General features: G+C 27.3%; 25 protein-coding genes. 22 read left to right on the top strand and 3 right to left on the bottom strand.

Annotated elements, in window-relative coordinates:
• Both GM111_RS06695 and GM111_RS06700 read right to left on the bottom strand, forming a co-directional pair.
• The coding region (locus GM111_RS06695; RefSeq protein WP_269320147.1) for a transposase zinc-binding domain-containing protein at nt 1-298 on the bottom strand (298 nt) is incomplete at its 3' end.
• A gap of 146 nt (nt 299-444) precedes the next feature.
• The gene (locus GM111_RS06700; protein WP_156300343.1) at nt 445-777 is read right to left on the bottom strand and encodes a zinc ribbon domain-containing protein YjdM; all 333 of its coding nucleotides are present in this window, start codon (nt 775-777) and stop codon (nt 445-447) included.
• 125 nt (nt 778-902) lie between these two features.
• Here GM111_RS06700 and murC point away from each other — a divergent pair, with 125 nt between their 5' ends.
• The 22 genes from murC (at nt 903) to GM111_RS06810 (ending at nt 22,453) form a co-directional block, all read left to right on the top strand.
• Nucleotides 903-2,240, top strand: a complete 1,338-nt coding sequence (gene murC, locus GM111_RS06705; protein WP_156300344.1) for a UDP-N-acetylmuramate--L-alanine ligase — start codon at nt 903-905, stop codon at nt 2,238-2,240.
• Nucleotides 2,240-3,091, top strand: coding sequence for a UDP-N-acetylmuramate dehydrogenase (gene murB / locus GM111_RS06710; protein ID WP_156300345.1), 852 nt, complete (start codon nt 2,240-2,242; stop codon nt 3,089-3,091). The genes murC and murB overlap by 1 nt, the downstream gene beginning before the upstream one ends.
• Nucleotides 3,092-3,093: 2 nt before the next feature.
• Nucleotides 3,094-4,020: a tRNA dihydrouridine synthase gene (locus GM111_RS06715; protein ID WP_156300346.1), complete on the top strand. Its 927-nt coding sequence runs from the start codon at nt 3,094-3,096 to the stop codon at nt 4,018-4,020.
• Between the two features lies 1 nt (nt 4,021).
• Nucleotides 4,022-4,954, top strand: a complete 933-nt coding sequence (locus GM111_RS06720) for an FAD-binding protein (protein ID WP_197034519.1) — start codon at nt 4,022-4,024, stop codon at nt 4,952-4,954.
• Nucleotides 4,955-5,586: 632 nt separating this feature from the next.
• A complete protein-coding gene (gene rpmH / locus GM111_RS06725) occupies nt 5,587-5,721 on the top strand; it encodes a 50S ribosomal protein L34 (RefSeq protein ID WP_012858146.1) in 135 nt (44 codons plus the stop codon).
• A 50-nt stretch (nt 5,722-5,771) separates the two neighbouring features.
• Nucleotides 5,772-6,122: a ribonuclease P protein component gene (gene rnpA, locus GM111_RS06730; RefSeq protein WP_156300347.1), complete on the top strand. Its 351-nt coding sequence runs from the start codon at nt 5,772-5,774 to the stop codon at nt 6,120-6,122.
• Nucleotides 6,094-6,303: a membrane protein insertion efficiency factor YidD gene (yidD, locus tag GM111_RS06735; protein WP_156300348.1), complete on the top strand. Its 210-nt coding sequence runs from the start codon at nt 6,094-6,096 to the stop codon at nt 6,301-6,303. Before rnpA ends, yidD begins: the two co-directional genes overlap by 29 nt.
• A gap of 11 nt (nt 6,304-6,314) precedes the next feature.
• Complete coding sequence (locus GM111_RS06740) at nt 6,315-6,998, top strand: YidC/Oxa1 family membrane protein insertase (protein ID WP_197034520.1); 684 nt, start codon at nt 6,315-6,317, stop codon at nt 6,996-6,998.
• Entirely contained in the window at nt 6,998-7,744 is a 747-nt protein-coding gene (locus tag GM111_RS06745) for a Jag family protein (RefSeq protein WP_156300349.1), read from the top strand. The genes GM111_RS06740 and GM111_RS06745 overlap by 1 nt, the downstream gene beginning before the upstream one ends.
• Nucleotides 7,745-7,789: 45 nt before the next feature.
• Nucleotides 7,790-9,157, top strand: a complete 1,368-nt coding sequence (gene mnmE / locus GM111_RS06750) for a tRNA uridine-5-carboxymethylaminomethyl(34) synthesis GTPase MnmE (protein ID WP_156300350.1) — start codon at nt 7,790-7,792, stop codon at nt 9,155-9,157.
• 76 nt (nt 9,158-9,233) lie between these two features.
• Nucleotides 9,234-9,887 (top strand): cell division protein FtsQ/DivIB, encoded by a 654-nt coding sequence (locus GM111_RS06755; RefSeq protein WP_156300351.1) that lies wholly within the window; start codon nt 9,234-9,236, stop codon nt 9,885-9,887.
• Nucleotides 9,888-9,906: 19 nt separating this feature from the next.
• The gene (ftsZ, locus tag GM111_RS06760) at nt 9,907-11,043 is read left to right on the top strand and encodes a cell division protein FtsZ (RefSeq protein WP_197034521.1); all 1,137 of its coding nucleotides are present in this window, start codon (nt 9,907-9,909) and stop codon (nt 11,041-11,043) included.
• Between the two features lie 252 nt (nt 11,044-11,295).
• A complete protein-coding gene (locus GM111_RS06765) occupies nt 11,296-14,187 on the top strand; it encodes a hypothetical protein (RefSeq protein WP_156300353.1) in 2,892 nt (963 codons plus the stop codon).
• Between the two features lie 103 nt (nt 14,188-14,290).
• Nucleotides 14,291-15,232 (top strand): aspartate carbamoyltransferase, encoded by a 942-nt coding sequence (pyrB, locus tag GM111_RS06770; RefSeq protein ID WP_197034522.1) that lies wholly within the window; start codon nt 14,291-14,293, stop codon nt 15,230-15,232.
• Nucleotides 15,232-15,660 (top strand): aspartate carbamoyltransferase regulatory subunit, encoded by a 429-nt coding sequence (locus GM111_RS06775; protein WP_156300354.1) that lies wholly within the window; start codon nt 15,232-15,234, stop codon nt 15,658-15,660. The genes pyrB and GM111_RS06775 overlap by 1 nt, the downstream gene beginning before the upstream one ends.
• 2 nt (nt 15,661-15,662) lie before the next feature.
• Nucleotides 15,663-16,847 carry a dihydroorotase gene (locus GM111_RS06780; RefSeq protein ID WP_197034523.1) on the top strand — a complete coding sequence of 395 codons (1,185 nt, stop codon included), beginning with the start codon at nt 15,663-15,665 and terminating at the stop codon, nt 16,845-16,847.
• Nucleotides 16,844-17,698 (top strand): orotidine-5'-phosphate decarboxylase, encoded by an 855-nt coding sequence (gene pyrF / locus GM111_RS06785; protein ID WP_156300356.1) that lies wholly within the window; start codon nt 16,844-16,846, stop codon nt 17,696-17,698. The genes GM111_RS06780 and pyrF overlap by 4 nt, the downstream gene beginning before the upstream one ends.
• Nucleotides 17,688-18,407 (top strand): dihydroorotate dehydrogenase electron transfer subunit, encoded by a 720-nt coding sequence (locus tag GM111_RS06790; RefSeq protein WP_156300357.1) that lies wholly within the window; start codon nt 17,688-17,690, stop codon nt 18,405-18,407. The genes pyrF and GM111_RS06790 overlap by 11 nt, the downstream gene beginning before the upstream one ends.
• A complete protein-coding gene (locus GM111_RS06795; protein ID WP_156300358.1) occupies nt 18,404-19,306 on the top strand; it encodes a dihydroorotate dehydrogenase in 903 nt (300 codons plus the stop codon). Before GM111_RS06790 ends, GM111_RS06795 begins: the two co-directional genes overlap by 4 nt.
• Nucleotides 19,303-19,893, top strand: a complete 591-nt coding sequence (pyrE, locus tag GM111_RS06800; RefSeq protein ID WP_156300359.1) for an orotate phosphoribosyltransferase — start codon at nt 19,303-19,305, stop codon at nt 19,891-19,893. Before GM111_RS06795 ends, pyrE begins: the two co-directional genes overlap by 4 nt.
• 138 nt (nt 19,894-20,031) lie before the next feature.
• Nucleotides 20,032-20,970, top strand: coding sequence for a papain-like cysteine protease family protein (locus GM111_RS06805; RefSeq protein WP_197034524.1), 939 nt, complete (start codon nt 20,032-20,034; stop codon nt 20,968-20,970).
• A gap of 100 nt (nt 20,971-21,070) precedes the next feature.
• Nucleotides 21,071-22,453 carry a DUF4153 domain-containing protein gene (locus tag GM111_RS06810; RefSeq protein ID WP_156300361.1) on the top strand — a complete coding sequence of 461 codons (1,383 nt, stop codon included), beginning with the start codon at nt 21,071-21,073 and terminating at the stop codon, nt 22,451-22,453.
• A 23-nt stretch (nt 22,454-22,476) separates the two neighbouring features.
• Here the strand turns inward: GM111_RS06810 and GM111_RS06815 are convergent, their stop codons facing one another.
• Nucleotides 22,477-24,243, bottom strand: coding sequence for an acyltransferase family protein (locus GM111_RS06815; RefSeq protein WP_197034525.1), 1,767 nt, complete (start codon nt 24,241-24,243; stop codon nt 22,477-22,479).
• Nucleotides 24,244-24,452 lie beyond the last annotated feature (209 nt).

Below are 24,452 nucleotides of genomic sequence, written 5' to 3' on the forward strand. Positions count from 1 at the left end.
CATGTCTATGAGGAATATTAATTAATTGATTAGTGATGGAGTTAGTCCATTTAATAGAGTAATTATATCCACAAGAATTACATAATCTAGATTTACAAGTAAGTTTCATTTTATGTTGAAAGTTACACATATGACATCTATATGAAATGAAACCTTTAGAGAGGTCACCACAAGCAAGAAATTTATCAATAGAGTTAGAGATATGTTTCATATGTTGATTAGAAGAATAAGGCTTGATAGAATTTAAAGAATTTGTTAAAATAGTATTGGTGAAGATAAATTTGATTTTAGATATCATATTTATCACCCCTTTCTGTTTATTTGGTTTGGCGATTAAATTATACAGAAAAGAAAGAGGTGATTCAAGGATTTTTTTAAAATCCCGAATCACCTTTTTTTAAGGAGACTATTGAGGAAGAAAAAAACTCTTACTTTTCAACAGCCCTAATTTATTTTCTTAACAAATTCTGATTTTAAACTCATAGCTCCAAATCCATCTATCTTACAATCTATGTTGTGGTCTGAATCTTGAACTAGTCTGATGTTTTTGACTTTAGTCCCTATTTTTAAACTATTTGATGAACCTTTAACTTTTAAATCTTTAATAATAGTAACGCTGTCACCATCTTTTAAGATTGCTCCATTTGTATCTTTAACAATAAATTCTTCTGTTTCAGTTTCTTCTTTAGTAAATTCGTGTGAACATTCAGGACAAATATATATGAAGTTATCTTCGTATACATATTCACCTTGACATTGTGGACATTTTGGTATCATTTTTTCACTTCCCTTCACCTTATTATATCATAAAAAACAAAATATGGTAATTGCATTGATTTTTACTTGTAAAAATTGTATAATTAAATATTAAGAATAACCATATATAAATGGAGGAATAAATTATGAAAAAAGCATTTTTTAGTGGTATTAATGGAATAGGTATGAGTGGACTTGCGTTAATACTAAAAGAACTTGGTTATGAAGTATCTGGTTCTGATATAGCATATAAAGAAATAAGTAAAAAATTAGAAAATAATGGAATAAAAGTATATATAGAACAGAAAAGAGAAAATGTTGAAGGTAAAGAAATAGATTTTTATGTGTATTCAACAGCAATTAAGCAAGATAATCCAGAATACGTGTATATGGTAGAAAAAAATATTAAAATGGTAAGAAGAGGAGAATTACTTGCTGAGATAATGGATAAATTACCTCTTGGAATTGCAGTAGCAGGAACACATGGTAAAACAACAACTTCATCACTTGCAACAGTAGCATTTTTAGATAAAGATCCATATGTTGCAGTAGGAGGTATAGTTCCAGAAATAGCATCTAACTCTCAAGTAGGAAATTCAGATTACTTTATAGCTGAAGCTGATGAAAGTGATAACTCTTTCCTATATATGCATCCATATTATTCAGTAATAACTAATATAGAGGCAGACCATTTAGAGTTTCATGGAAGTTTAGAAAATATCAAAAAGTCATTCGGACAATTCATAAGTCAAACTAAGAAGATGGTTCTTGCATGTTATGACTGTGAAGAAATCAGAACATATAGTGATGATAAATTAGTATTCTATTCAGTACATGAAGAAAATAAGGATAAAGTAAGCATATATGCAAAAAATATTCATAGTGTGGGTGGGAAAACATATTTTGATGTAATTAAAAATGGAAAAGAACTTGGAACATTTAAATTATCAATTCCAGGTATGCATAATGTTTCAAATGCATTAGCAGTAATATATATAGCTGATGAAGAAAAACTTGATTTAGAAAAAGTTAAAGAAAGAATAGAAAACTTTAGAGGGGCAAATAGAAGATATCAAGTAATATATGATGAAGACTTTAGAGTAATAGATGATTATGCACATCATCCAACAGAAATTAAAGCAACTATTAATGCAGCTAAAATGAATGAGAAAAAAGAAATAATAGTAATATTTGAACCACATAGATATTCAAGAACTAAATTCTTCTTAAATGAATTTGCAGAAAGTTTAGCTCTAGCAGATAGAGTATTCGTACTTCCAATATATTCAGCTAGTGAAGTAAATATATATGATGTAAGTTCAGAAGACTTAGTTAAGTTAATAGGAGATCATTCTAAGGTATACGAAAAAGAAGAGTTAATAGATCTATTATTAAAAGAAGATAAAAAAGGAAAGGTATACATATTTATGGGTGCAGGTAGTGTTTCAGCATTTGGTCATAAATTTGTAGAGATGGTAAAATAATGAGAATATTAAATGATGTAAGTATAAAAGAATACTCTAATATGAAAGTTGGAGGAACGGCTAAAGAATTAATATTTATAGAAAATAAAGAAGAATTAAAAGAAGTATATGAAACTAGAGATAGAATATATTTAATAGGAAATGGAACTAATACATTAATAGCTGATGGATATTTAGATATTTCATTTGTAACTTTAAAAGATATGAAAGATATAGTTTTAGAAGAAAAAAATGATGAGTATGCTTTAGTAAGAGTATATTCTGGAGTAGATTTCAATGACTTCATTAAATTTATGGAAGAAAACAACTTATCTGGAATAGAAAATATGTCAGGGATACCAGGAAGCTTTGGTGGAATAACAAATATGAATGCTGGAGCTTATGGAACAGAAATTTTTGATGTAGTTGAAGAGGTAGAAGTATTTGATCCTAAAGTAGGTATTAAAGTTCTTAAAAAAGGGAATATGGACTTTAGATATAGAGGAACAGAAATAAAAGATAATAAATGGGTAGTAGTTTCTACTTTATTAAAATTAACTTATGGTTTTGATAAAGAGGCAAGCCAAGATAAATATAATCAAAGAAAAACAAAACATCCATTAAATTATCCTAACCTTGGGTCAACATTTAAAAATCCACAAGGAACATTTGCGGCACAATTAATTTCTGACTGTGGATTAAAAGAATTTAGAGTAGGGGATGCTCAAGTATCACCAGTACATCCTAATTTCATAACTAACTTAGGTAATGCTAAATTTACTGATATACAAGAAATACTTAAACATGTTAAGAAAGTAGTAAATGACGAAACTGGAATTATGTTAGAAACAGAAATAATTATAGTGGAGTAATGATGGGAGTTAAAATATATACAGCACCTATGGCAGGTGTAACAGACTATACTTTTAGAACATTAATAGAAGAATTTAAGCCAGATCTTACTTTTACTGAAATGGTTAGTGTAAATCAATTAACATATACTGAAGTACCTAAATTATTAAAATTAAGAGAAAATAATGCGGTTCAAATATTTGGTAAAGATATAGAATTGATGCAAAAGGCAGCTAAATATGTAGAAGGTATGGGAGTTAAGGAAATTAATTTAAACTGTGGATGTCCTATGAAGAAAATAGTTAATTCAGGACATGGTTCAGCTTTAATTAAAGATCCTAAAAAAATAGAAGAAATACTTCTAGCATTAAGAGAAGTGCTTAATCCTGAAACTAATTTATCTTTAAAGATTAGAGTTGGTTACGATAAACCTGAAAACTATTTAGAAATAGCAAAAATTGCAGAAAAACTAAATTGTTCACATATTACTATTCATGGTAGAACAAGAGAACAAAAATATACAGGATCTGCAGATTGGAACTATATCAAAGAAGTTAAGGATAATGTAAATATTAAGGTTATAGGTAATGGAGATATATTTGATGCAAAAGATGCAGTAGAAAAAATTAAGTATTCAAATGTAGATGGGATAATGCTTGCAAGAGGAATACTTGGAAATCCATGGTTAATTACTCAAATTAAAGAGATGCTTGAATATGGTGAAGTTAAAACTGTAGTTACAGACATGGATAGAATAAATATGGCTATTAAACATGTAAATCAATACAGCATAGATAATGAGGAGATATATTTTCCAGATATTAGAAAGTATGTAATGTGGTATCTTGAGAAAATTCAAGGCATAGAGGAAATGAAAGGGTTAATTAATCAAAGTTTTAACTATAACGAAACTATTGAATTATTAGAGAAGATAAAAAAGGAGATATAGCTTGGTAGTTGATATATGTATTATAGGTGGAGGGCCTGCAGGTTCAAATCTTGCAAGGTTGTTATCTCCAAACTTTAAGGTAATGATAATAGAAAAAAGAAATATGTTTGAAGATAATAATGTTAAGAACAAGGTGTGTGGTGGATTACTTGCACCAGATGCACAACATATGCTTGCAAAATTTAACTTATCCTTACCTAAAGATGTATTAGTTAAAGATCAAGTTTTTGCTGTAAAAAGTATAGATTTAGATAATGATATAGAAAGAAGATATCAAAAACACTACTTTAATATGGATAGAGAAAAATTTGATAGATGGCTATTCTCATTAATACCAAAAACTGTTGAAAAAAGAGTAGATAGTCTTTGTAAGAGCATAGAAAAAGTAGAAGATGGATATATAGTTAGGTTTAAAAATGAAGAAGTTAAGGCTAAATATATAGTTGGAGCAGATGGAGCAAATTCTTTTGTTAGAAGAAAGTTAATAACTCCAAATGAAAACCCTAAACTGTATACATCAATACAAGAGTGGTATGAAAATACATCAAATATTAAAGAACTATTTGCGATATTTGATGAAGAATTGACAGATTTTTATTCTTGGATTATACCTAAAAATAAATATATAATTTTAGGTGGAGCTTTCTTAAAAGAAAATGTTAATCAAAAATTTTTAAAACTTAAAGAAAAACTAGAAAAAAGAGGAATAATTTTTGGAGAAAAGGTTAAAAGTGAAGGAACATACATAGAAAGACCTTTGAATTTATCGCAGATTAACTTTGGAAAAGAAAATATATTTTTAATCGGTGAAGCGTCTGGAAGTATTAGTCCAAGTTCAGCAGAAGGCATAAGTTATGGGTTAAAAACATCAGAATATTTAGCGAAAGTTTTAAATTCTGGTGGTAATATAAAAGAATATGAAAAAAATGTTTAAAAATTAAATTAAATATATTAAGTAAGAATATTAAATCTATAGGGATGTATAATAAATATATTAGAAATATAGTAATGAAAAGTAGAATATTTAGTATAAAATAAAAAGAAAGATTACAAAATAAATAAACAATTAAAAATAGAGGATTTTAAAATAGAATTTGGAAAAATGAAATATAAAATTATACAAGATTTCTAAAATTAAGATTTTTAGGATATGAAGCTAAGTCTAGGAATAAGAAAACTTTTAAATACAATTAGAAAATTAAACTTATAATATATTTTAAAGGAATAAATCTGTTTTTAATATATTACTAAATTAAACAAATTATTTTACTGTGATATAAAAAGAGAGTTGTCTATATTTAAATGATGTTGATGTAAAGTGCAAATAAAAATATGTTAATACAAAATCTCTTTAATCTTAGTGACGTGAAGTAGTTTTTAAACGCTAATTTTAAGTGTAAAATTTTAGGGATATTTAAAGCAATATTCTAATGAAAGTATATCTTTTTAATTGCATTTTTTAAAACTTTAATTGTAAAGAAAAAAAACTTGACAAGTTTGCATATTTAGTATAAAATATGGAATGTATCGCAACGATTTAGAAACAAAGGAAAGGAAAATAATATAATGAAAAGAACATATCAACCAAATAAAAGAAAAAGAAAAATGGATCACGGATTCAGATTAAGAATGAAAACTAAGAGTGGAAGAAACGTTCTTAAGAGAAGAAGAGCAAAAGGAAGAGCAAAATTATCAGCATAACCGGTGACATTTGATTACACCGGTTTTTTTTAAAAACATGGAGTAAAAGTATGGAAAAGTTGAGAAAAAACAAAGAATTTAATAGGGTGTATAATAAAGGTAGAAAGTTATCCGGGAAATATGTCCTAATTTTTGAATGTAATGGGAAAAATCAAAAATTAGGTTTTGTTGCTAGTAAGAAAACCGGTAATTCTGTATATAGATCTAGAGCCAAAAGACTTCTAAGAGAAGCTGCAAGGTTAAACCTTCACTTATTTAGAGAAGATAAAGAATATGTACTTGTAGCAAAGAGTATCTTTAAAGATAAAATGAAAGATATTAAATACCAAGATGTAGAAATGGATTTACAAAATATATTTAGAAGGAAGAAAAATGAAAAGAATTTTAATAAGTCTAATTAACTTTTACCAAAGACACATTTCAAGACACACACCAAGAGTATGTAGATTTTATCCAACTTGTTCAGAGTATTCTAAACAAGCGATTATGAAATATGGGGCCATAAAAGGCTCATATTTAGCTATAAAAAGAATACTAAAATGCCATCCTTTTCATCCCGGTGGAAATGATCCGTTAGTATAGAAAGGAAAATTATGATTTTAGGAAGTTTTTTAGCGCCAGATTGGTTAGTTACTGCTGCCGTTAAGTTATTAACATTAATCTATGGATTTGTTGGTAATTATGGGATAGCAATTATTATTACAACATTTTTAGTTAGGCTTTTATTAATGCCTTTAACATTAAAACAAGAAAAATCAATGAAAAGAATGAGAGAGATACAGCCTAAGCTTGATGCTCTTAAAGAAAAGTATAAAGATGATAAACAAATGTTAAATCAAAAAACTATGGAACTATATCAACAAGAAAAAGTAAACCCAGCAGGTGGATGTTTACCTTTATTAATACAGTTACCAGTTTTCGTTGCTTTATACCAAGCATTCATAACTAATGCATTACCACAAGATGCCACATTCTTATGGTTTAACTTAAGTAAACCAGATGCATTATTCAATATAGCTGGATTCTCAGTTAACTTATTACCATTATTAACTACAGTACTTACATTTGCACAACAAAAATTAATGCAAGCTAAGACTCAAACAACTAATACTGATGATCCAATGGCAAGCAGCATGCAAACTATGATGTATGTTATGCCTATAATGATGTTATTCATCTTCTATAAGATGCCATCAGGATTAAACCTTTATTATTTTGTTAATACTTTATTATCTGTATTACAACAGTTCTATGTTATGAATAGGAGAGATATGTAATGGAGGGGAAAGTATTACGTTCAAAAAGTGAAGCAGAATTAAGAGAAAGAATTAAAGATTTAATTACTTTAGCTGAAGATGAAACTATTGAAATTAAAGAATTAAAAAAACCTTTTAAATTCTTATTCTTTAGTAGAGATGGAGAATACTTAATTAACATAGTTAAGAAGGATAGAGAAAAACCTGTTCATAAAGCACCTAAAAAAGAACATGTTAAAAAACAACCAGTAAAAAAAGAAAAACCAGTAGAAAAACCAGTAGAAAAGAAAGTACAAGCTAAGCCAGTTGTAGAAAAAGATAAAAAAATTGAAAGATTAAATGTAATCATCAAAGAATTCTTAGCAACAGCTAACTTAGATATTAGTATTAAAGATATTACAGTTAATGACAATGTATATAAAGTGGAATTAACTGGAGAAGAAATTAGATATATCATAGGTGAAAAAGGGATATCTTTATCATCACTTGAATATTTATTAATGTCACTAGAAGAATTTAAAAATATTAAAGTGTTTATAGATTCAAATAATTATAAAGAAAAAAGAGAAAGCATTTTAAGAGATTTAGCACAAAAAACAGCTAAGACTGTTATGAAGACACAGAGAAAAGTTAAATTAAATCCTATGCCTTCAAGAGAAAGAAAAATAATACATGAAGAAATTAGTAAAATACCAGGATTAGAAACTATAAGTGTTGGGGTAGAGCCAAAAAGATGCTTAGTAATAAAATTAAAAAATAAAAAATAATAAAAGCCCTGTCCACAGGGCTTTTAATATATATAGGGAGGAAAAATGTTTTTTGATACAATAGCAGCTATATCAACTGCAAGAGGTGAATCAGGAATAGGGATAGTTAGAATTTCAGGGGATGAAGCATTTAAAATACTAGATGAAATCTTTAAGCCATATAGTAAAAATAAAGACTTAGGAAACTATAAACTAAATTATGGATATATATATGATGGTGATAAGGCTATAGATGAAGTATTAGTAAGTAGAATGAAAGGTCCTCGTTCATATACTACTGAAGATATAGTTGAAATAAACTGTCACGGTGGATACTATACTACTAAAAAAATATTAGAAGTAGTGCTAAAAAAAGGTGCTAGAATGGCAGAAATAGGGGAATTTACAAAGAGAGCCTTCATGAATGGTAGAATAGATTTATCACAAGCTGAAGCAGTAATAGATATTATACATGGTAAAACAGAGAAATCTGTTTCCCTTTCACTAAATCAATTAAAAGGTAGTTTAAGAGATCAAATAAAAGAATTTAAAGAAGCTTTTCTTGATATAACTGCGCATGTTAATGTAGTTATGGATTATCCTGAGGAAGGAATAGATGATCCACTTCCTATAGAATTAAGACAAAAATTAGAAGAAGTATATAGAAAAGCAGATATATTAATATCTTCATATGATAAAGGAAAGAAAATAAAAGAAGGAATTAAAACTGTAATAGTAGGTAAACCAAATGTTGGTAAATCTACACTTTTAAATACTTTATTACAAGAAGAAAGAGCTATAGTTACTTCAGTTCCAGGTACTACTAGAGACGTTATAGAAGAAATAATTAATATTAAAGGTATACCTTTAGTATTAGTAGATACAGCAGGTATTAGAGAAACTGATGATATAGTTGAAAATATAGGAGTTAAGAAAAGTTTAGAGTTTATTGAAGTTGCAGATCTTGTATTATTAGTACTTGATAGTTCAAAACCTCTTGAAGAAGAAGATGTTAAAGTTATAGAAAAAGTATTAGAACTTGAAAAACAATATATAGTTTTATTAAATAAAATAGATTTAGAAAGAAAACTAGATATTTCTAAATATAACTTAACAAATATAGTTGAAATTTCAGCTCAAAATAATATAAATATGGATAAGATGGAAAATGAAATTTATGAATTCATTACAGATAATGAAATAGATGATAGTTCTGAGAGATTAATATTAACAAATATTAGACATAAAACAGCACTAGAAAAAACTAAAGATTCTATCAAAAACATATTTGAAACTATAGATATGGGTATGCCACTTGATTTAATTTCAGTAGATTTAAAAGAAGGATTAGATTCTTTATCAGAAATTACTGGAGAAATTACATCAGAAGATATACTAGATCACATTTTTGCAAAATTTTGTGTTGGTAAATAATTTAGGTAGACAAAAACGGTTATAATGTTGTATAATTATATTGAATAACTATATACAACTATTTGAAAGAGGAAAAATGAAGGGATATATTATTAAATTACTATTATTAATATCTTTTGTATATGTTATTTTCTTATTTATTGAAAGTGATTTCTTTCTAGTTAAGAATGTAAATGTTGAAGGAAATATTTCTTTAATTAAAGAAGATATTTCTTCTAAATTTGACAATTTAAAAGGACAATCTTTATTTAGTCTTGATTTATCAGAAATGAGAAATAGATTAGAAGAAGATGTTAGAATTGAAAGAGTAGATATATCAAGAAAATTTCCAGATACTATCAATATTAATATAGAAGAAAGAATTCCTATAGGGATAATTAGTAAAAACTATAAATACTACTATATAGACAGAAATTTAAATATTTTTGCTTACTATAAAGAAGTTAAAGAAGATAATCTCCCTATTATAGAGATAAAGGAAGAAGAAGTAGAAGATTTAAAAGAACTATTATCAAATATTTTAGATACTAAGTTATATCACTTAATTTCTGAAATATATAGTACTAAAGAGATGTATGTTTTAACATTACTTGATGGAACTAATGTATTTACATACAAAGATATAGAATCAAAAAAATATGAATTAGCATATAAGGTATATTCTGAAGAGATTAAAGAAAATTACTTAGAATATATAGATTTAAGATTTAAAGATATAGCAGTAAAATAATTAAAATGGAGGAATGACAATGGAAGGTAATTTCAATAACAACTACGGTTATCAACAACAACCACAACAAGTATATATGAATCATATGCAACACCAAGCAGTTAATGCTAATGTTCAAGGTGCTAAAATTAGTATCATAGGAGTAGGTGGCGGTGGAGGTAATGCCGTTGATTACATGAAAGAATACAACATTGAAGGTGTGCAATATATAGCGATAAATACAGATTATCAAGATTTAGAAAAAAAAGCAGCAGATATTAAATTATCTATAGGAACTTTAGGAGCGGGTGGAGATCCATCTGTTGCAAGAGCAGCTGCTGAAGAAATGAGAAGTGAAATTAAAAAAGTAATTCAAGGTCAAGATATGATATTTATCACTGCAGGAATGGGTGGAGGAACTGGAACAGGAGCATCTCCAATAGTTGCTGAAATTGCTAAAGAACTAAATATATTAACTATAGCTGTTGTAACAACTCCATTTAAATTTGAAGGACCAAGAAGAAGAACTAATGCTGAAAATGGAATTAGCGAACTTAAGAAAAATGTAGATACTTTAATAGTAATACCTAATGATAAGTTATTATCATATAAAACATCAACTAATAAAGTTAGATCTATGTTCTTAGCTCCAAATGAAGTATTATTTAGATCAGTTAAAGGTATAGCTGAAATAATCACTAAAGAAGGATTAATTAATATAGATTTCGCTGATGTTAAACAAGTTATGAAAGATGCTGGAGAAGCAGTAGTAGGATTAGGAATTGCTGAACAAGGTAAAGATGTATTGTCTGCAGTTAGAGAAGCTATTGAAAGTCCATTACTTGATAGAAATATTAAAGGTGCTAAGAAACTATTATTAAATATTACTATGTCACCAGATGGATCGTTTGAAGACTTCCAAAACATAGTAGAAGAAGTAATAGCTTATTCAGAAAATCCAGATTTAGATGTAATGCTTGGAGTAATGACAGAAGAAAATTCAATAGATACAAGAGTAACTATAGTTGCTACAGGATTTGATAATGAAATTAAACCAGTATCAGAAACTGTAGTAAATCACAGTGCTCATACTACTGAAGAAGTAAGACATGAAAATAATAATGGAGAAAATCACGTAAGTGAACAACCATTTATTTATCCTAGATTTGATGATTAATTTTGAGTAAAAAAAAATCCCTGTTATAGGGAGTTTTTGAAAATATATAATGAATTAGTTGGATTTCTATTTGAGTATATTTTAACACAGGATATAAAGATTTAACTAAGAGAAAAATTAGAATAGGATTAGAAAATATGAAAATGCTTGAAAATTTATGCGATAAATTGGATAGCATTTTTTATATTTCAATTGACTACTACTAGTAATAATGCTAGAATTTGTGTAATTGGTATAAAAAAGGAGATATAAATGAAGAAAAAAATACTATTCCTATTTCTTTTAGCTAATATTGCAAATGCTTTAGAAATAGAAACAGAAATTAAAACAGTGTTTAATGCAACTTGGGGTGCAGAAGGACTTTCAACACCTGCAGCTCAGATAGTAGAAATATTAACGGTGGCATTACCAAGAGATAATGAATTTGATGAAACTGAACCAGTAATACCTAGTTTTACTACAAAAAAACCTAATGTAGTATTAACTCCAGTTGGAGATAAACCTGCTCCAATTATTGTTTCTAATCAAGATGAGGTAGATTTTGAATTTTCTAAAAGATATGTAAGTAGACAAGTTCAATTTGATAAAACTTTATTTGATGCTAAGGTTAAAATTAAAGACATAGGAACAGAACTAGGTGCAGTAGTTAAAGCAAGACCGCATAGATTAGATCAAGGATTTAATATTTTTGATGTTAATAGGATGTATGTTTATGCAAATGTAGACACAGACAAAGTAAAATTAAATTCTAATGTATATATTACAGGATATGAAAATAGTACTCCAGGATTAAATAAGTATTCTGAAGAAGGATATAGAGATCCTAAATCAAAGCTTCAATTAGATATTGAAGGTAGAGTAGTACCTATAGAATATATTGTAAGTCCAGATATATTTTTTAAATTTAATGGAAGTTTAGATAGTGTTAAAGACTATAGTTTATCACCTGGAATTAGGGTAAAAGCCATAGATAATAAAGAACATTCTCTAAATGTATCTTTAGCTTATGAAATAGCTAAAAATACAGATAAAGATGCTCTAGCTTATGCTGCTAAAGATATTAAGACTTTTGCCATGGGTAATAGAAATGTAGAATATTTTAAAAATTGGGAACTTGGTAGAGGAATAATAGATATTAACTATAACATAGATGGAAGAATAAAGGATGCTAATGGTAATGAAGCTTACAGAGTTATAGGTCTAAGAGATCCTAAAAAGGGTCACTTAAGTGGAATGAACGGAAGTATAAGAACTGTAGGAGAACCTACAGGAGCACTATTTGGACAAACTTTAGTTGAAAAATTAATGAGTGAAACAGTACAAATAGTTAAAGATAATATACAAGATGATGAATTAATCTTCAATACTATTAGAAATAGAAGAATAGATTTAAACCTTATAGGCCAAGTATTTAAACCTACTTTAAAAACTGATATTGAAGATATTATAAACAATAAAAATGGAAAAAGAGATGCTATCATAAATACGGTAATAGATAAAGTAATGGATGAACTAAATATAGATATTAAGGAACCATTATCAGATTTTCATGGATTACATTTAATTCCAAGAGAATATAGAGAATATTTATCTAATGCACTTCCACCTATACCATATGAGGATAGTGCGGCAAATATTAAAAAAAGACAGACTGAAAAACCATTGCCAGATATAATAATAGTTCCTAAAGAAACAGTAAAAAAAGAACCTACTTTTGTTAAACCTAATGGAACACGATTAAAAGTAGATTTAACAAAGTATGGATCAACAGCTGTAGATAAAGGAATTTTTGTAGTTCCTCATGATGCTCAAAACGCTATATTTAATACAGAATTTAAAAATTCTATAGTTAGATTTGCAGATATTGCTAAAAGAGCTGAACAAAAATTCTCATTCAATGCTTTAATTAACTATATTAAAGATGGGGATGCAATAATAAAAGATTTAATTAAAGGAGGGAAATTAGATGACTTATTCTTTAATCCATCTAATTTAGAAACTTTTGATATGTTTGCTGGATTACAATTTAATAAGAGTGAACATGAATATAGGCAAGCTGGTTATCAAAAAGAAATAATAGGTGCTTTAGGAGATAACATAGAAGCATTAAGTGATGATAAGAAGTTTAAAGTTAAAAATAATGAAAATGGATATACTCATGGGTATAGATTTAATTTAGAGTATGAATACAAGAAAAAACCAATATATGTTACTTTTGATTCTTATGGACATTTTAATAGTGGAAGTAAGGAAATAGTTAAGACTGACAAAACAGTACTTACAAGAAATGTAGATTTCTATGAAAGATACATATATAATAAATATCCTAAGAGAAACTTCTCAGATTGGATATCTAGTGATAGTAAAATAAAAGAAAATGAGTCAATGTTAAGTATAAATAATGATATAGAATTTGGATATAAAGGTAAACAATTTAACTTTAAGGGAGAAGTAGATACTAACTTTAGAACTATTAAGTTTAGTAGTGAAGGAGAAGAAATTCTAAACTATGCTATGTTTAAATATGTTGGTCCTGCAGGACTTGTAAAAAATGGAAGAACTGTTGAGAAACTTGATTTCATATCAAAAGTAAATATAGACTACAATAAGTTTACAATAAATCCAAAATTAAATGTTTCATATACATTTAAACCTAATAAATATTTTGATATAAAACCTTCATTCATATTTGAAGGACTTTATACTAGAAATATATATAACAAGATAGAATATGCAAGATATTTAAAAAATGAAGCAAATACTGATAAAGCTAAATTAAAAGAAATAGAAATAGAAGTATTTGATAGAGATGCTAATAATAATCTTAAGAAATATGGTAATGCAGATCTATCTGCAAGTCCATACTTTAATAAATTAAAACATGGAGCAAGTGTAGATTTATCAAAAATATCTAAATATGCAATTAATGATGTTGAATCTTCATTTATAAAAAAGAAAGTAAGTGGTGGAGTTTCAAATTGGGATAAACCTGTATCTGAATTCATGTTTGGATTGGATCTTAATTTTAATCCTATTAAGAATTTATCTTTAGGATATCACTTTAGTGCACCATTAGTATTTTATGGTAAAAATATACATGCCTTCTATATTAGAAATGGTTTAAGTGCAACTTTAAGATTCTAATAGAAAAATATTTTCAAAATTAAAAATTCCTCTTGATAATTATACCTCTTTGGTGTATAATGATAAAAATGTTAAAGAAATAAAAATTTTAGGAGGAATTAATGTGGCTGAAAAATTTTTAAAAGAAAAGAAAATTAGATCACTGGTTACAGGAGATGATTTTACAGTTCCTGAATTAGTTGATTTATTAAATTTAGCAAGTGATATTTATAGAGAACCGAATAATTTTTCTAATTTATGTAATGGAAAAGTTTTAGGTTCTCTTTTTTTTGAGCCTTCAACAAGAACAAGACTATCTTTTGAGGCTGCTATGGTAAGACTTGGAGGTTCATATATTAATATACCTGAACCTAAAGGTTCTAGTGTTATGAAGGGTGAAAGCCTAGCAGATACTATCAGAACAGTTGCTGCATATACTGATATTATTGCAATGAGACATCCACTTGAAGGTTCTGCTGAAGTTGCAAGACAAAATTCATCAGTTCCATTTATTAATGCTGGAGATGGTGGACATCAACATCCAACTCAAACACTAACTGATTTATTAACTATTAAAGAAACTAAACATACTTTAGAAAACTTAACTATAGGTTTATGTGGAGATTTAAAATTTGGTAGAACAGTACATTCACTAGTTAAAACAATTTCTAAATTCCCTAACAATAAATTCATATTCATTTCTCCAGTAGAACTTGAAATACCTGAATATATAAAAATGGATTTAACTAAGAAAAATATAGAATTTGTTGAAGTAAGAAACTTAGAAGATGTAATGGATAAATTAGATATACTATACATGACAAGAGTTCAAAGAGAAAGATTCTTCAATGAAGCTGACTATATGAGACTTAAAGATACATATATATTAGATAACAAAAAATTAGAACATGCAAAAGAAGATTTAATTATATTACATCCACTTCCAAGAGTTAATGAAATAGCTGTAGAAGTAGATAAAGATCCAAGAGCAAAATATTTTGAACAAGTAAGATTTGGTATGATAGTTAGAATGGCATTAATATTAAGATTATTGGAGGTAAGATAATGTTAAATATAAATAGTATAAGTAAAGGTATAGTTATAGACCATATTAAAACAGGATTAGGTTATGAAATATTTAAATTATTAGAACTTGATAAAGCTAAATATAGAGTTGCTTTAATAATGAATGCAGAATCTAAGAAAAATGGAAAAAAAGATATGATAAAAATTGAAAATAACATAGATATAGACTTTTCAATTTTAGGATTAATAGATCCAAATGTAACAGTAAATATTATAGAAAATGAAGAAATAAAAGAAAAAATAAAAATTAAATTACCAGAAAAAGTTGAAGAATATATTAAATGTAAAAACCCTCGTTGCATAACTATGCACGAAAATATCAAAAATGAATTTGTGTTAGTAGACGAAGAAAAAGGAACATATAAATGTCATTACTGTGATCATTTTCAAAACGTTGGAGGTAAATAATAATGCTATTATTAAAAAATGCTAGAGTAGTAGATGAAAATACTGATGAAATATTAGATATATTAATAGAAGATGGAAAAATACAAAAAGTAGGAAAAAATATAGAGGCTGATGAAGCTAAGGTAATAAATCTTGAAAAATATACTGTAATGCCAGCTTTCGTTGAAATGCATGCTCACTTTAGAGATCCAGGATTTACATATAAAGAAGATATTTATACTGGATCACTTGCAGCACTTCGTGGAGGATATACTACAGTAAATATGATGGCGAATACTAACCCTATAGTATCAACACCAGAAATCTATGAAGATATTATGAGAAGAGGAAGAGAGCTTAATTTAATAGATCTATTCCAAGTAGTTTCAGTAACTGAAAATTTTGATGGACAAACTTTAGTAGATTATTCAAAATTTGACAGTCCAACTCTATCTGATGATGGGAAAGGAATTACTACTAGCTATGTCCTATATGAAGCATTAAAAAAAGCAAAAGAACATAACAAACTAATATTAATACATGCAGAAGATGCTAATATTTCTAAAATAGACTATAGATTAGGTGAAGATTTAGAAACTATAAGAGATATAGAAATTGCAAAAGCTTTAAATGCAAGATTACATTTCTGCCATGTAAGTACAATTGGATCTATTGAAGCAATAGAAAGAGCTAAAAAAGAAGGATATGAAATAACTTGTGAGGTTGCACCTCATCATATATCACTTTATGATATGGACTATAAAGTTCATCCACCTATAAGAGCAAAAGCTGATGTTGAAAGATTAATAAAAGCTATTAAAGATGGAGTAGTAGATACTATAGCTACAGACCATGCTCCACATTCACCTGAAGATAAAGCTAAAGGGGCACCAGGTATGGTAGGACTAGAGAGTGCATTCTGTATAAGTTATACAGTATTAGTTAGAGAAAATGGATTAGATATTAAGAGATTGTCTTCATTAATGTCTAGATTTGGAGCTAAATCTTTAGGAGTAAATAAAGGTTTAATTAAAGAAGGATATAATGCTGATTTAGTAGTATTAGATTTAGATAAAAAAGTAAAAATAGAAGCAGAAAAATTATTTTCTAAGAGTAAAAATACACCATTTGATCAAAAAGAATTTTATGGTGAAGTTATAGCAACATTTAAAGATGGAATAATTAAATATGGAGAAGATAATATATGATAATAGATAAACTATATAACGTTGTAAAAGAAAAAGGCTTTGTATGTTTAGGTTTAGATTCTCATTTAGATTATGTTCCTAAATATATTAAAGAAAAATATGATAATGTTGAAGATATACTATTTAACTTTAATAAAGATATAATAGATGCTACAAAAGATATATGTGGAGTATATAAATTACAAATTGCATATTATGAAGCAAATGGTATAGATGGATTAAAAGCATATATAAAAACTATGAAATATTTAAAAGAATTAGACTTAATATCTATAGGAGATATTAAAAGAGGAGATATAGCTGCAACTGCTAAAGAGTATGCAAGAGCACACTTTGAAGGAGAATTTGAAGCAGATTTCATAACTATAAATCCATATATGGGTCTAGATACTTTAGAAGCTTATCTACCTTATTTAGAAAAAGGAATTAAAGGTATATTTGTCCTACTTAGAACATCTAACCCTGGGGCTAAAGATATAGAATGTCTTTTAAGTGATGGAGAAGAAATATTCTTTAAACTAGGAGATAGATTAAAAGAATTAGGAGATAAATATGTAGGTGAATGTGGATATTCATCACTAGGTTTAGTAGTTGGTTCTTCTCATAGTGAAGAAGCTACTAAAATAAGAGAAAGATTTAATAATTCATTCTTCTTGCTTCCAGGTTATGGAGCTCAAGGTGGAAAAGCAGAAGATGTTAGAATGTATTTAAATGATTTCAATGGAGGAGTAGTAAACTCTTCAAGAGGTATAATAACAAACTATAAAAAATATGAAGATGGTGAAGAAAAGTTCAAAGAATACACAAGAGATGCAGTATTAAAAATGCTGGTGGATATAAATGGGATATAAGAAAGTAGAAATACTAGAAAATAAAGAAATATCACCCAGTATATATCTTATGAAAGTAAAAGGTGAATTTGATGCAAAACCAGGACAGTTCTATATGATCAAATGCTTTGAAGATACTAATTTATTGCCAAGACCTATAAGTATATGTGATATAGAAGGAGATACTTTAGTATTACTTTATGTTGTAGTAGGTAAAGGAACTAAAATAATGTCTGAGAAAAAAATAGGAGAAGAAATAGAAGTGTTAGGGCCTTTAGGAAATGGATTCTATACTGAAGGTAAAGAAAATAAGAAATTAGCTATAGTTGGTGGAGGTATAGGTATAGCACCATTACTTTACTTAGCTAAAAACTTAAATGCTGAGATAGATCTATACTTAGGATATAGAGATGAAGTGTATTTTGTAGATGAATTTAAACCATATGTAAATAATATATTTATTACTACTAATACAGGTAGTGTTGGACATGAAGGATTTGTTACTGAAATATTAGAAGATAAATATGATGAAATATTCGTATGTGGTCCAGAACCTATGATGGGAGCAATAAAAAAATTAGGATTTAAATCTCCAATACAATTATCTATGGAATCAAGAATGGCTTGTGGTATAGGAGCTTGTCTTGCATGTAGTTGTAAGACTAGTAATGGTATGAAGAGAATGTGTAAAGAAGGTCCGGTATTTTATACAGATGAGGTGATGCTATGAATTTAGAAGTAGATATTTGTGGTATTAAACTTAAAAACCCTGTAATAGGAGCATCAGGTACTGTAGGATTTGGTGTAGAATTTAAGGACTATATAGATTTAAATAAAATTGGTGGTATTTCAACTAAGGGATTAACTTTAAATCCTAGAGAAGGAAATACTGGAATAAGAATATATGAAACACCAGCTGGAATGATGAATAGTATAGGACTTCAAAATCCAGGTATTAAAAGCTTTATAGAAAATGAATATCATGAAATGAAGAAATATGAGTTTGAAATTATAGCTAATATAGGTGGATCTCAAATAGAGGATTACTTAGAATCTGTAAGATTAATCAATAAAACTGATATTAGAATAATAGAATTAAATATTTCTTGCCCTAATGTTAAAGAAGGTGGAATGGCATTTGGAATTAAATGTGATACTGCATATGAAATAGTAAGACAAGTTAGAGCAGCTACAGATAAAATATTAATGGTTAAATTATCACCTAATGCTGAAAACATTAAGGATATGGCAAAAACTTGTGTTAAGGCTGGAGCAGATTGTCTATCTTTAGTTAATACATTTAATGCATTAGCAGTTGATGTATATAAAAGACGTGCTGTATTTGATAATATTACAGCAGGGCTATCTGGTGCAGCGGTAAAACCTATAGCACTTAGAATGGTAAGAGATGTATGTAGTGTTGTTAATGTTCCAGTTATAGCTATGGGTGGAATCATGAATGCAATAGATGCTATTGAATTTATTATGGTTGGAGCAACAGCAGTACAAGTTGGAGGAGCTAACTTTATAAATCCATGTGTAATGGAAGAAATAGTTGAAGGTATAGAAAGATTTTGTGAAGAACAAGGAATAAAAAATTTAAATGAAATAAGAGGTGTTATTAAATGAGTGAAAATGTAGTTTTAGAATTATTAAGAGAAAGTGAAGCATTACTTGAAGGACATTTTTTATTATCATCAGGAAGACATAGTGATAGATACGTTCAATGTGCTAAAGTAACAATGTATCCTGAAAGAGCAGAAAAAATATGTGAAATTATCAAAGAAAAATTAGATAAAGACAATGTAAAAGTAGATGCTGTAGTAGGTCCAGCTATGGGTGGAATAGTAATAAGTTATGAACTTGGAAGAGCTATTAAAGCAAGATGTATGTTTACTGAAAGAGAAAATGATTTAATGACTTTAAGAAGAGGATTCTTCATTAATCCAGGAGAAAAAGTATTAATAGTTGAAGATGTAGTTACTACAGGGAAATCATCTCTTGAGACTATAAAAGTATTAGAAGAACTAGGAGCAGAAGTTGTAGGTATTGCATCTATAGTTGATAGAACTGGTGAAAATATTAAATTAGATTACCCTCTATATTCAGCTATAAAACTAGAAGTAAAAAGCTATGATAAAGACGAATGTCCATTATGTAAAGAAACAGATTTACTTTTAGTAAAACCAGGAAGTAGAAAAAAATTTAATAAATAAGATAGTTTAAAAATATAATTTTTATTTTATAAAAAAACTTGCAAAAAACTTATTAAAAATTCAATAAAAATATATTGACATAAGGGAAAAAATAATGTATTATTATCTCAATTTATATTATTAGGAGGTACAATAGAATTGAACCAAAAAATTTTTAAAACATTATTATGTTTGGGATTATTAACATCAGTATTTAGTACTGTAAACTATGCACAGGACTCTACAGTTGAAAGATATATTCAAGGTGTAGACAATGATGAGAATACAGGTGCAGACAGCTATGGAAATGCTGGAGATAATCGTGAGTCAAGATTTTATAAAAATCCAGATTACTTTAATTTAAAAAATGATGACACATTAGTTATCATTGAGAAGTTTAGAACAATGCAACAGACTACAGAATGGTCTTGTGGTAATGTTACTGCTTTAATGGTTTTAGAAAACATGGGAATTAAAAACAAATTTACAGAAATGGCTATAGCAGAAATTATGAAATCTTCAACAGATTTAGATACGCCAAATGCTAAACCAGGAACAGCAGATAATTTCGGTGAATTCGGGACAGACGTAGAACAAATGTTTGAATTTTTTAGTGCAGTTAAAGGTGTAAAGGTTTATGAAACAAACTACAAAGCTAATCCTAAACCAGAAGATCTTTATTCAAATAAAGATTTAGTACCAGAAGCTGATTTTGGGAACATTAAGAGAGTATTTAACAACGTGAGTCTATATGCAAGTGAAAATGACCCTAACACAGATAAATGGGTAACAGATGCAAAAGATTCATATTTTGTAAAATGGTTAACAGGACATTTAAAAGAAGGTAGACCTATAATGGTTGAATGGGCAGACTGGAATGGACACTGGCAAGCTATCATAGGATATGATAATAATGGAACTCCAACTATAGGAGATGACACATTAATATTTGCAGATCCTTATGATACAAGTGACCACTCACAAGATGGGTACTATGTATATCCACTTGAAAGATGGTTCTATATGTGGCATGACAGAAGTATTGCTAAAAAACCATTACAATTACAACCTTACATTGTTGTAGGAGAAGATAAATAATAAATAACTTATAGAAGACTTTCAAGAGACTGAAAGTTTTCTTTTTTATGTATCAAAAAAGATATAAAAATAATATAATATTCAAAATGAAAGGAGAGATATGAAAAAAATAATAAATAAAATAGAAGGATTAATTAATTATCCAATTACAGCATTTTGGGCCTTAATATTAATAATATATATAAATAGTATAGATAAATACTTTATTGAAGATAATACTTTAGGTGCTTTTATAGTAGTAGGATTAATATCAACTGGACTTGGATATACGATTTTTGAAAATAAGAAGTTTATACATTTAAAAGTATTAGGAGTTTCAGCGTTTTATTCAGGACTTTCTTATCTACTTGTAGGTGTAGGAGATCTAAATGTTAGAAACCAGAAAATGATAGCAGGAATATTAGGGATAATAATATTCATATTCTTTGCCAAACTATTAAGAGATGGACTTAATTTTAATAATATATTTATTAACTATATAATTCATCTTGGAATAGGGGCATTTGCAACAATTCTTTTTGCAGCATTAATTGCAATTACCTATGAGTTATTCCGTATTAATATTAATTTTAAAATAGTTACATCTATTTGGGTAGTAATATTTACAGTAATATTTACTCTGTTTTATACTACTAGAAAGAAAATAGAATCTAAGGCAATAAATAACATATTTTCACTATTTATTTTAGCTTTCATAACTATACTATATATGGGACTTTTCTCAAATAAACAAAGTATAATGATGCACTTAATATTATGGCTTGGATATATGATGGCAGGATTAAATACTGTTATTAAGAAAAAATATGTTCCTGTTCTTACATTACCTTTAGTGGGATATATGATATATATAGCTATAAGACAAATAGCAATATATGATGTAACAGAAAATAGATACTTTATCCTAGCATTTGGGATTTTCTTACTAATAGTACTATTATTACAATTATTTAAAGATATAGAGACAGTGAATTATGCAAAAGCCTTTGTTGCATTCATTGCTATAGTATTCTTTATCCCTTATTACAATGCATTCTCATTAACAGAAAGAAGAATGGTAAATAACTTTAAAACATTACAAAGTATGGAAAATATTACAGATCAGGATGAAGAAACTTTATCTTCATATTATTACTATTTAATAGATAGAGATATTAAGTTAGAAGAGTTTAAAAAATATGAAGAAAAAGTAGGTATAGATTCAGAAGTAGTTGAAGTGGAAACTTATGAAAACGTTTATGTTAAACAAGAAAATGGTGCTACCAAAATAGCTAATTTAATATATTTACAAGAAGATATATATGAAATAAAAAAATATGAATATACAATAAAAGGTAAAAATGTAGATATATTAGAAAAACTTGTAAAAAAAGAATATGAAACAGAGGATTATACGATACATCCTATAAAATATTCTATAGATAAAGGAAATAAGAGTGGTAATTACTCAGGTTACTTTGAAATATTGATAGAAATAAAATAATAATCCGGATTTTTAAATCCGGATTATTTCTTTTTATTGCTTTTACTTCTTAATTCATGAACTATATGTAATTTAGGTTGTGCATTTGCTGGAATATTGTATTCAGAATCCATAACCTTCATTATTTCTTTAATAAGTACTTCAGCACCTTGCTCATTAACATGTACTCTATCTTTTCTAAAGTATTCTGGATGCCCTTTAGATAATGAATGCCAGTCTATAATCTTAATGTCACTGTATTTAGCTTTTGCTTCTTCTAATGTCTTATTAACTCCTGATGTCCATTTTCTTGGAACATTTACGTTAATAAAGAATAAGTTAGCCTTATTAAAGTTGTTTTTAATAGCTTCAAGTTCTGTTAAAGCTATAGGTCCATTAGTACCTAACATTATTACTACGTTAGCATCTGGACTATTGTATTTACTGTATTTTTTAGATAGGCCTATAGCATCATAGAAAAATCTACCTGTTTGAGCATCTACTTCAAGTATTGGAAGCACTTTTGCCCAAGCATAAGCTATATTAATTCCTAATGAATCTCCTAACATTAATACTTTGTTTATTTTCTTCTTTTCTATCTTTACTTCTTCAACTTTTGGCTTTTCTGTCTCTATATTAATCTTATCAACATTTAATTCAAGTGATTTAAGTCCTACTTCATTTTCATCTATTAGCCTATAACTCCATAGTTCTAAATTCATACCTGCAAGTGATACAGTTGAAAATACAAATAATAGTAATGATATCATAGCTATTGCTGAATTCTCAAAGTATTTTTTAAATCCTTCTTTTCTAATTGGCTCTTCAATAAAATGATATGAAAACATTGATATTAAGAATGTAAGCGCTATTCTTATCATTACATTATTGAAATTTGGATTTAAATATTCTTCATATGGAGTTGTTAATACAAATATTGTATAGTGCCATATGTATATACTGTATGATAATTTACCTATGTAATTAAAGATTCCTAATATTTTAGACTTAGCTAAGAATAAAATGATGAATCCAAAAATTATTGAATATCCTAATACACCCAGATATTTATATAGGAAGATAGATTGTTCATCTACAAATGTCATAGTATAAATTGATAATCCAAGAAGTATAAATCCAATAATTTTTGAAATTAGAGGTAAATTCTTTTTAGATATATTCCCTAGTGATATAAATGTTGCAAATATTCCTCCTATGCATAATGCATAAACTCTTGTAATTAATAGATAATATATTATTGATAAGTTTTTAGGATCTTTAATATATAGATAATTTAAGTATCCTAATGAAACTATAGTTAAAGCTATTAATATCTCTCTTATATACTTTCTTCCAAAATTAGTTAAAAATATTAACGGGAAGAAGATATAGAATTTCATTTCTATAGCAAGTGACCATAAATGCTTTACTGGTGAAGCTATAGAGAAATTATCAAAGTAACTTGATTTACTTAAAACTGAATGTAAATTTGAATTATATATAAATCCATGTAAAATGTTACTTCTTTCTTTAATTAACCAGTCTCTATTTGTTAATCCTAATACTATAGTTAGGATAACAAGCATTGTAAAAGATACTGGGAATAATCTTTTGAAACGTTTATAATAAAAATCTTTTATACTAAAGTTTGTTTTCTCTATTAATATTGATGTAATTAAATATCCCGATAGGACAAAAAATAGATCAACTCCTAAAAATCCTCCTGGAAGGACATTAGGAAAAAAATGGTAGATTATTACTAAAATTACAGCAACAGCACGTAATCCATTTAATCCTTTTAATTCTTTCATTGTTCTCTCCTTTTTGTTACTAGAATAATATACCATAAATGGCTTAGTAATAGCAAGGGAATATGTAAAAAAGAATGCTAATCCTAAATTAAAATAGTAAGTGTCCAAAATATAAGTTAAAAAAAAGTTGATATACAGTACAATCATAAACGACTAAATTCATTGAAAGGAACTGTATACCCATGACTAATAATAACATAAATTTAGAA

Source organism: Streptobacillus canis (assembly GCF_009733925.1).
Lineage (GTDB): Bacteria > Fusobacteriota > Fusobacteriia > Fusobacteriales > Leptotrichiaceae > Streptobacillus > Streptobacillus canis.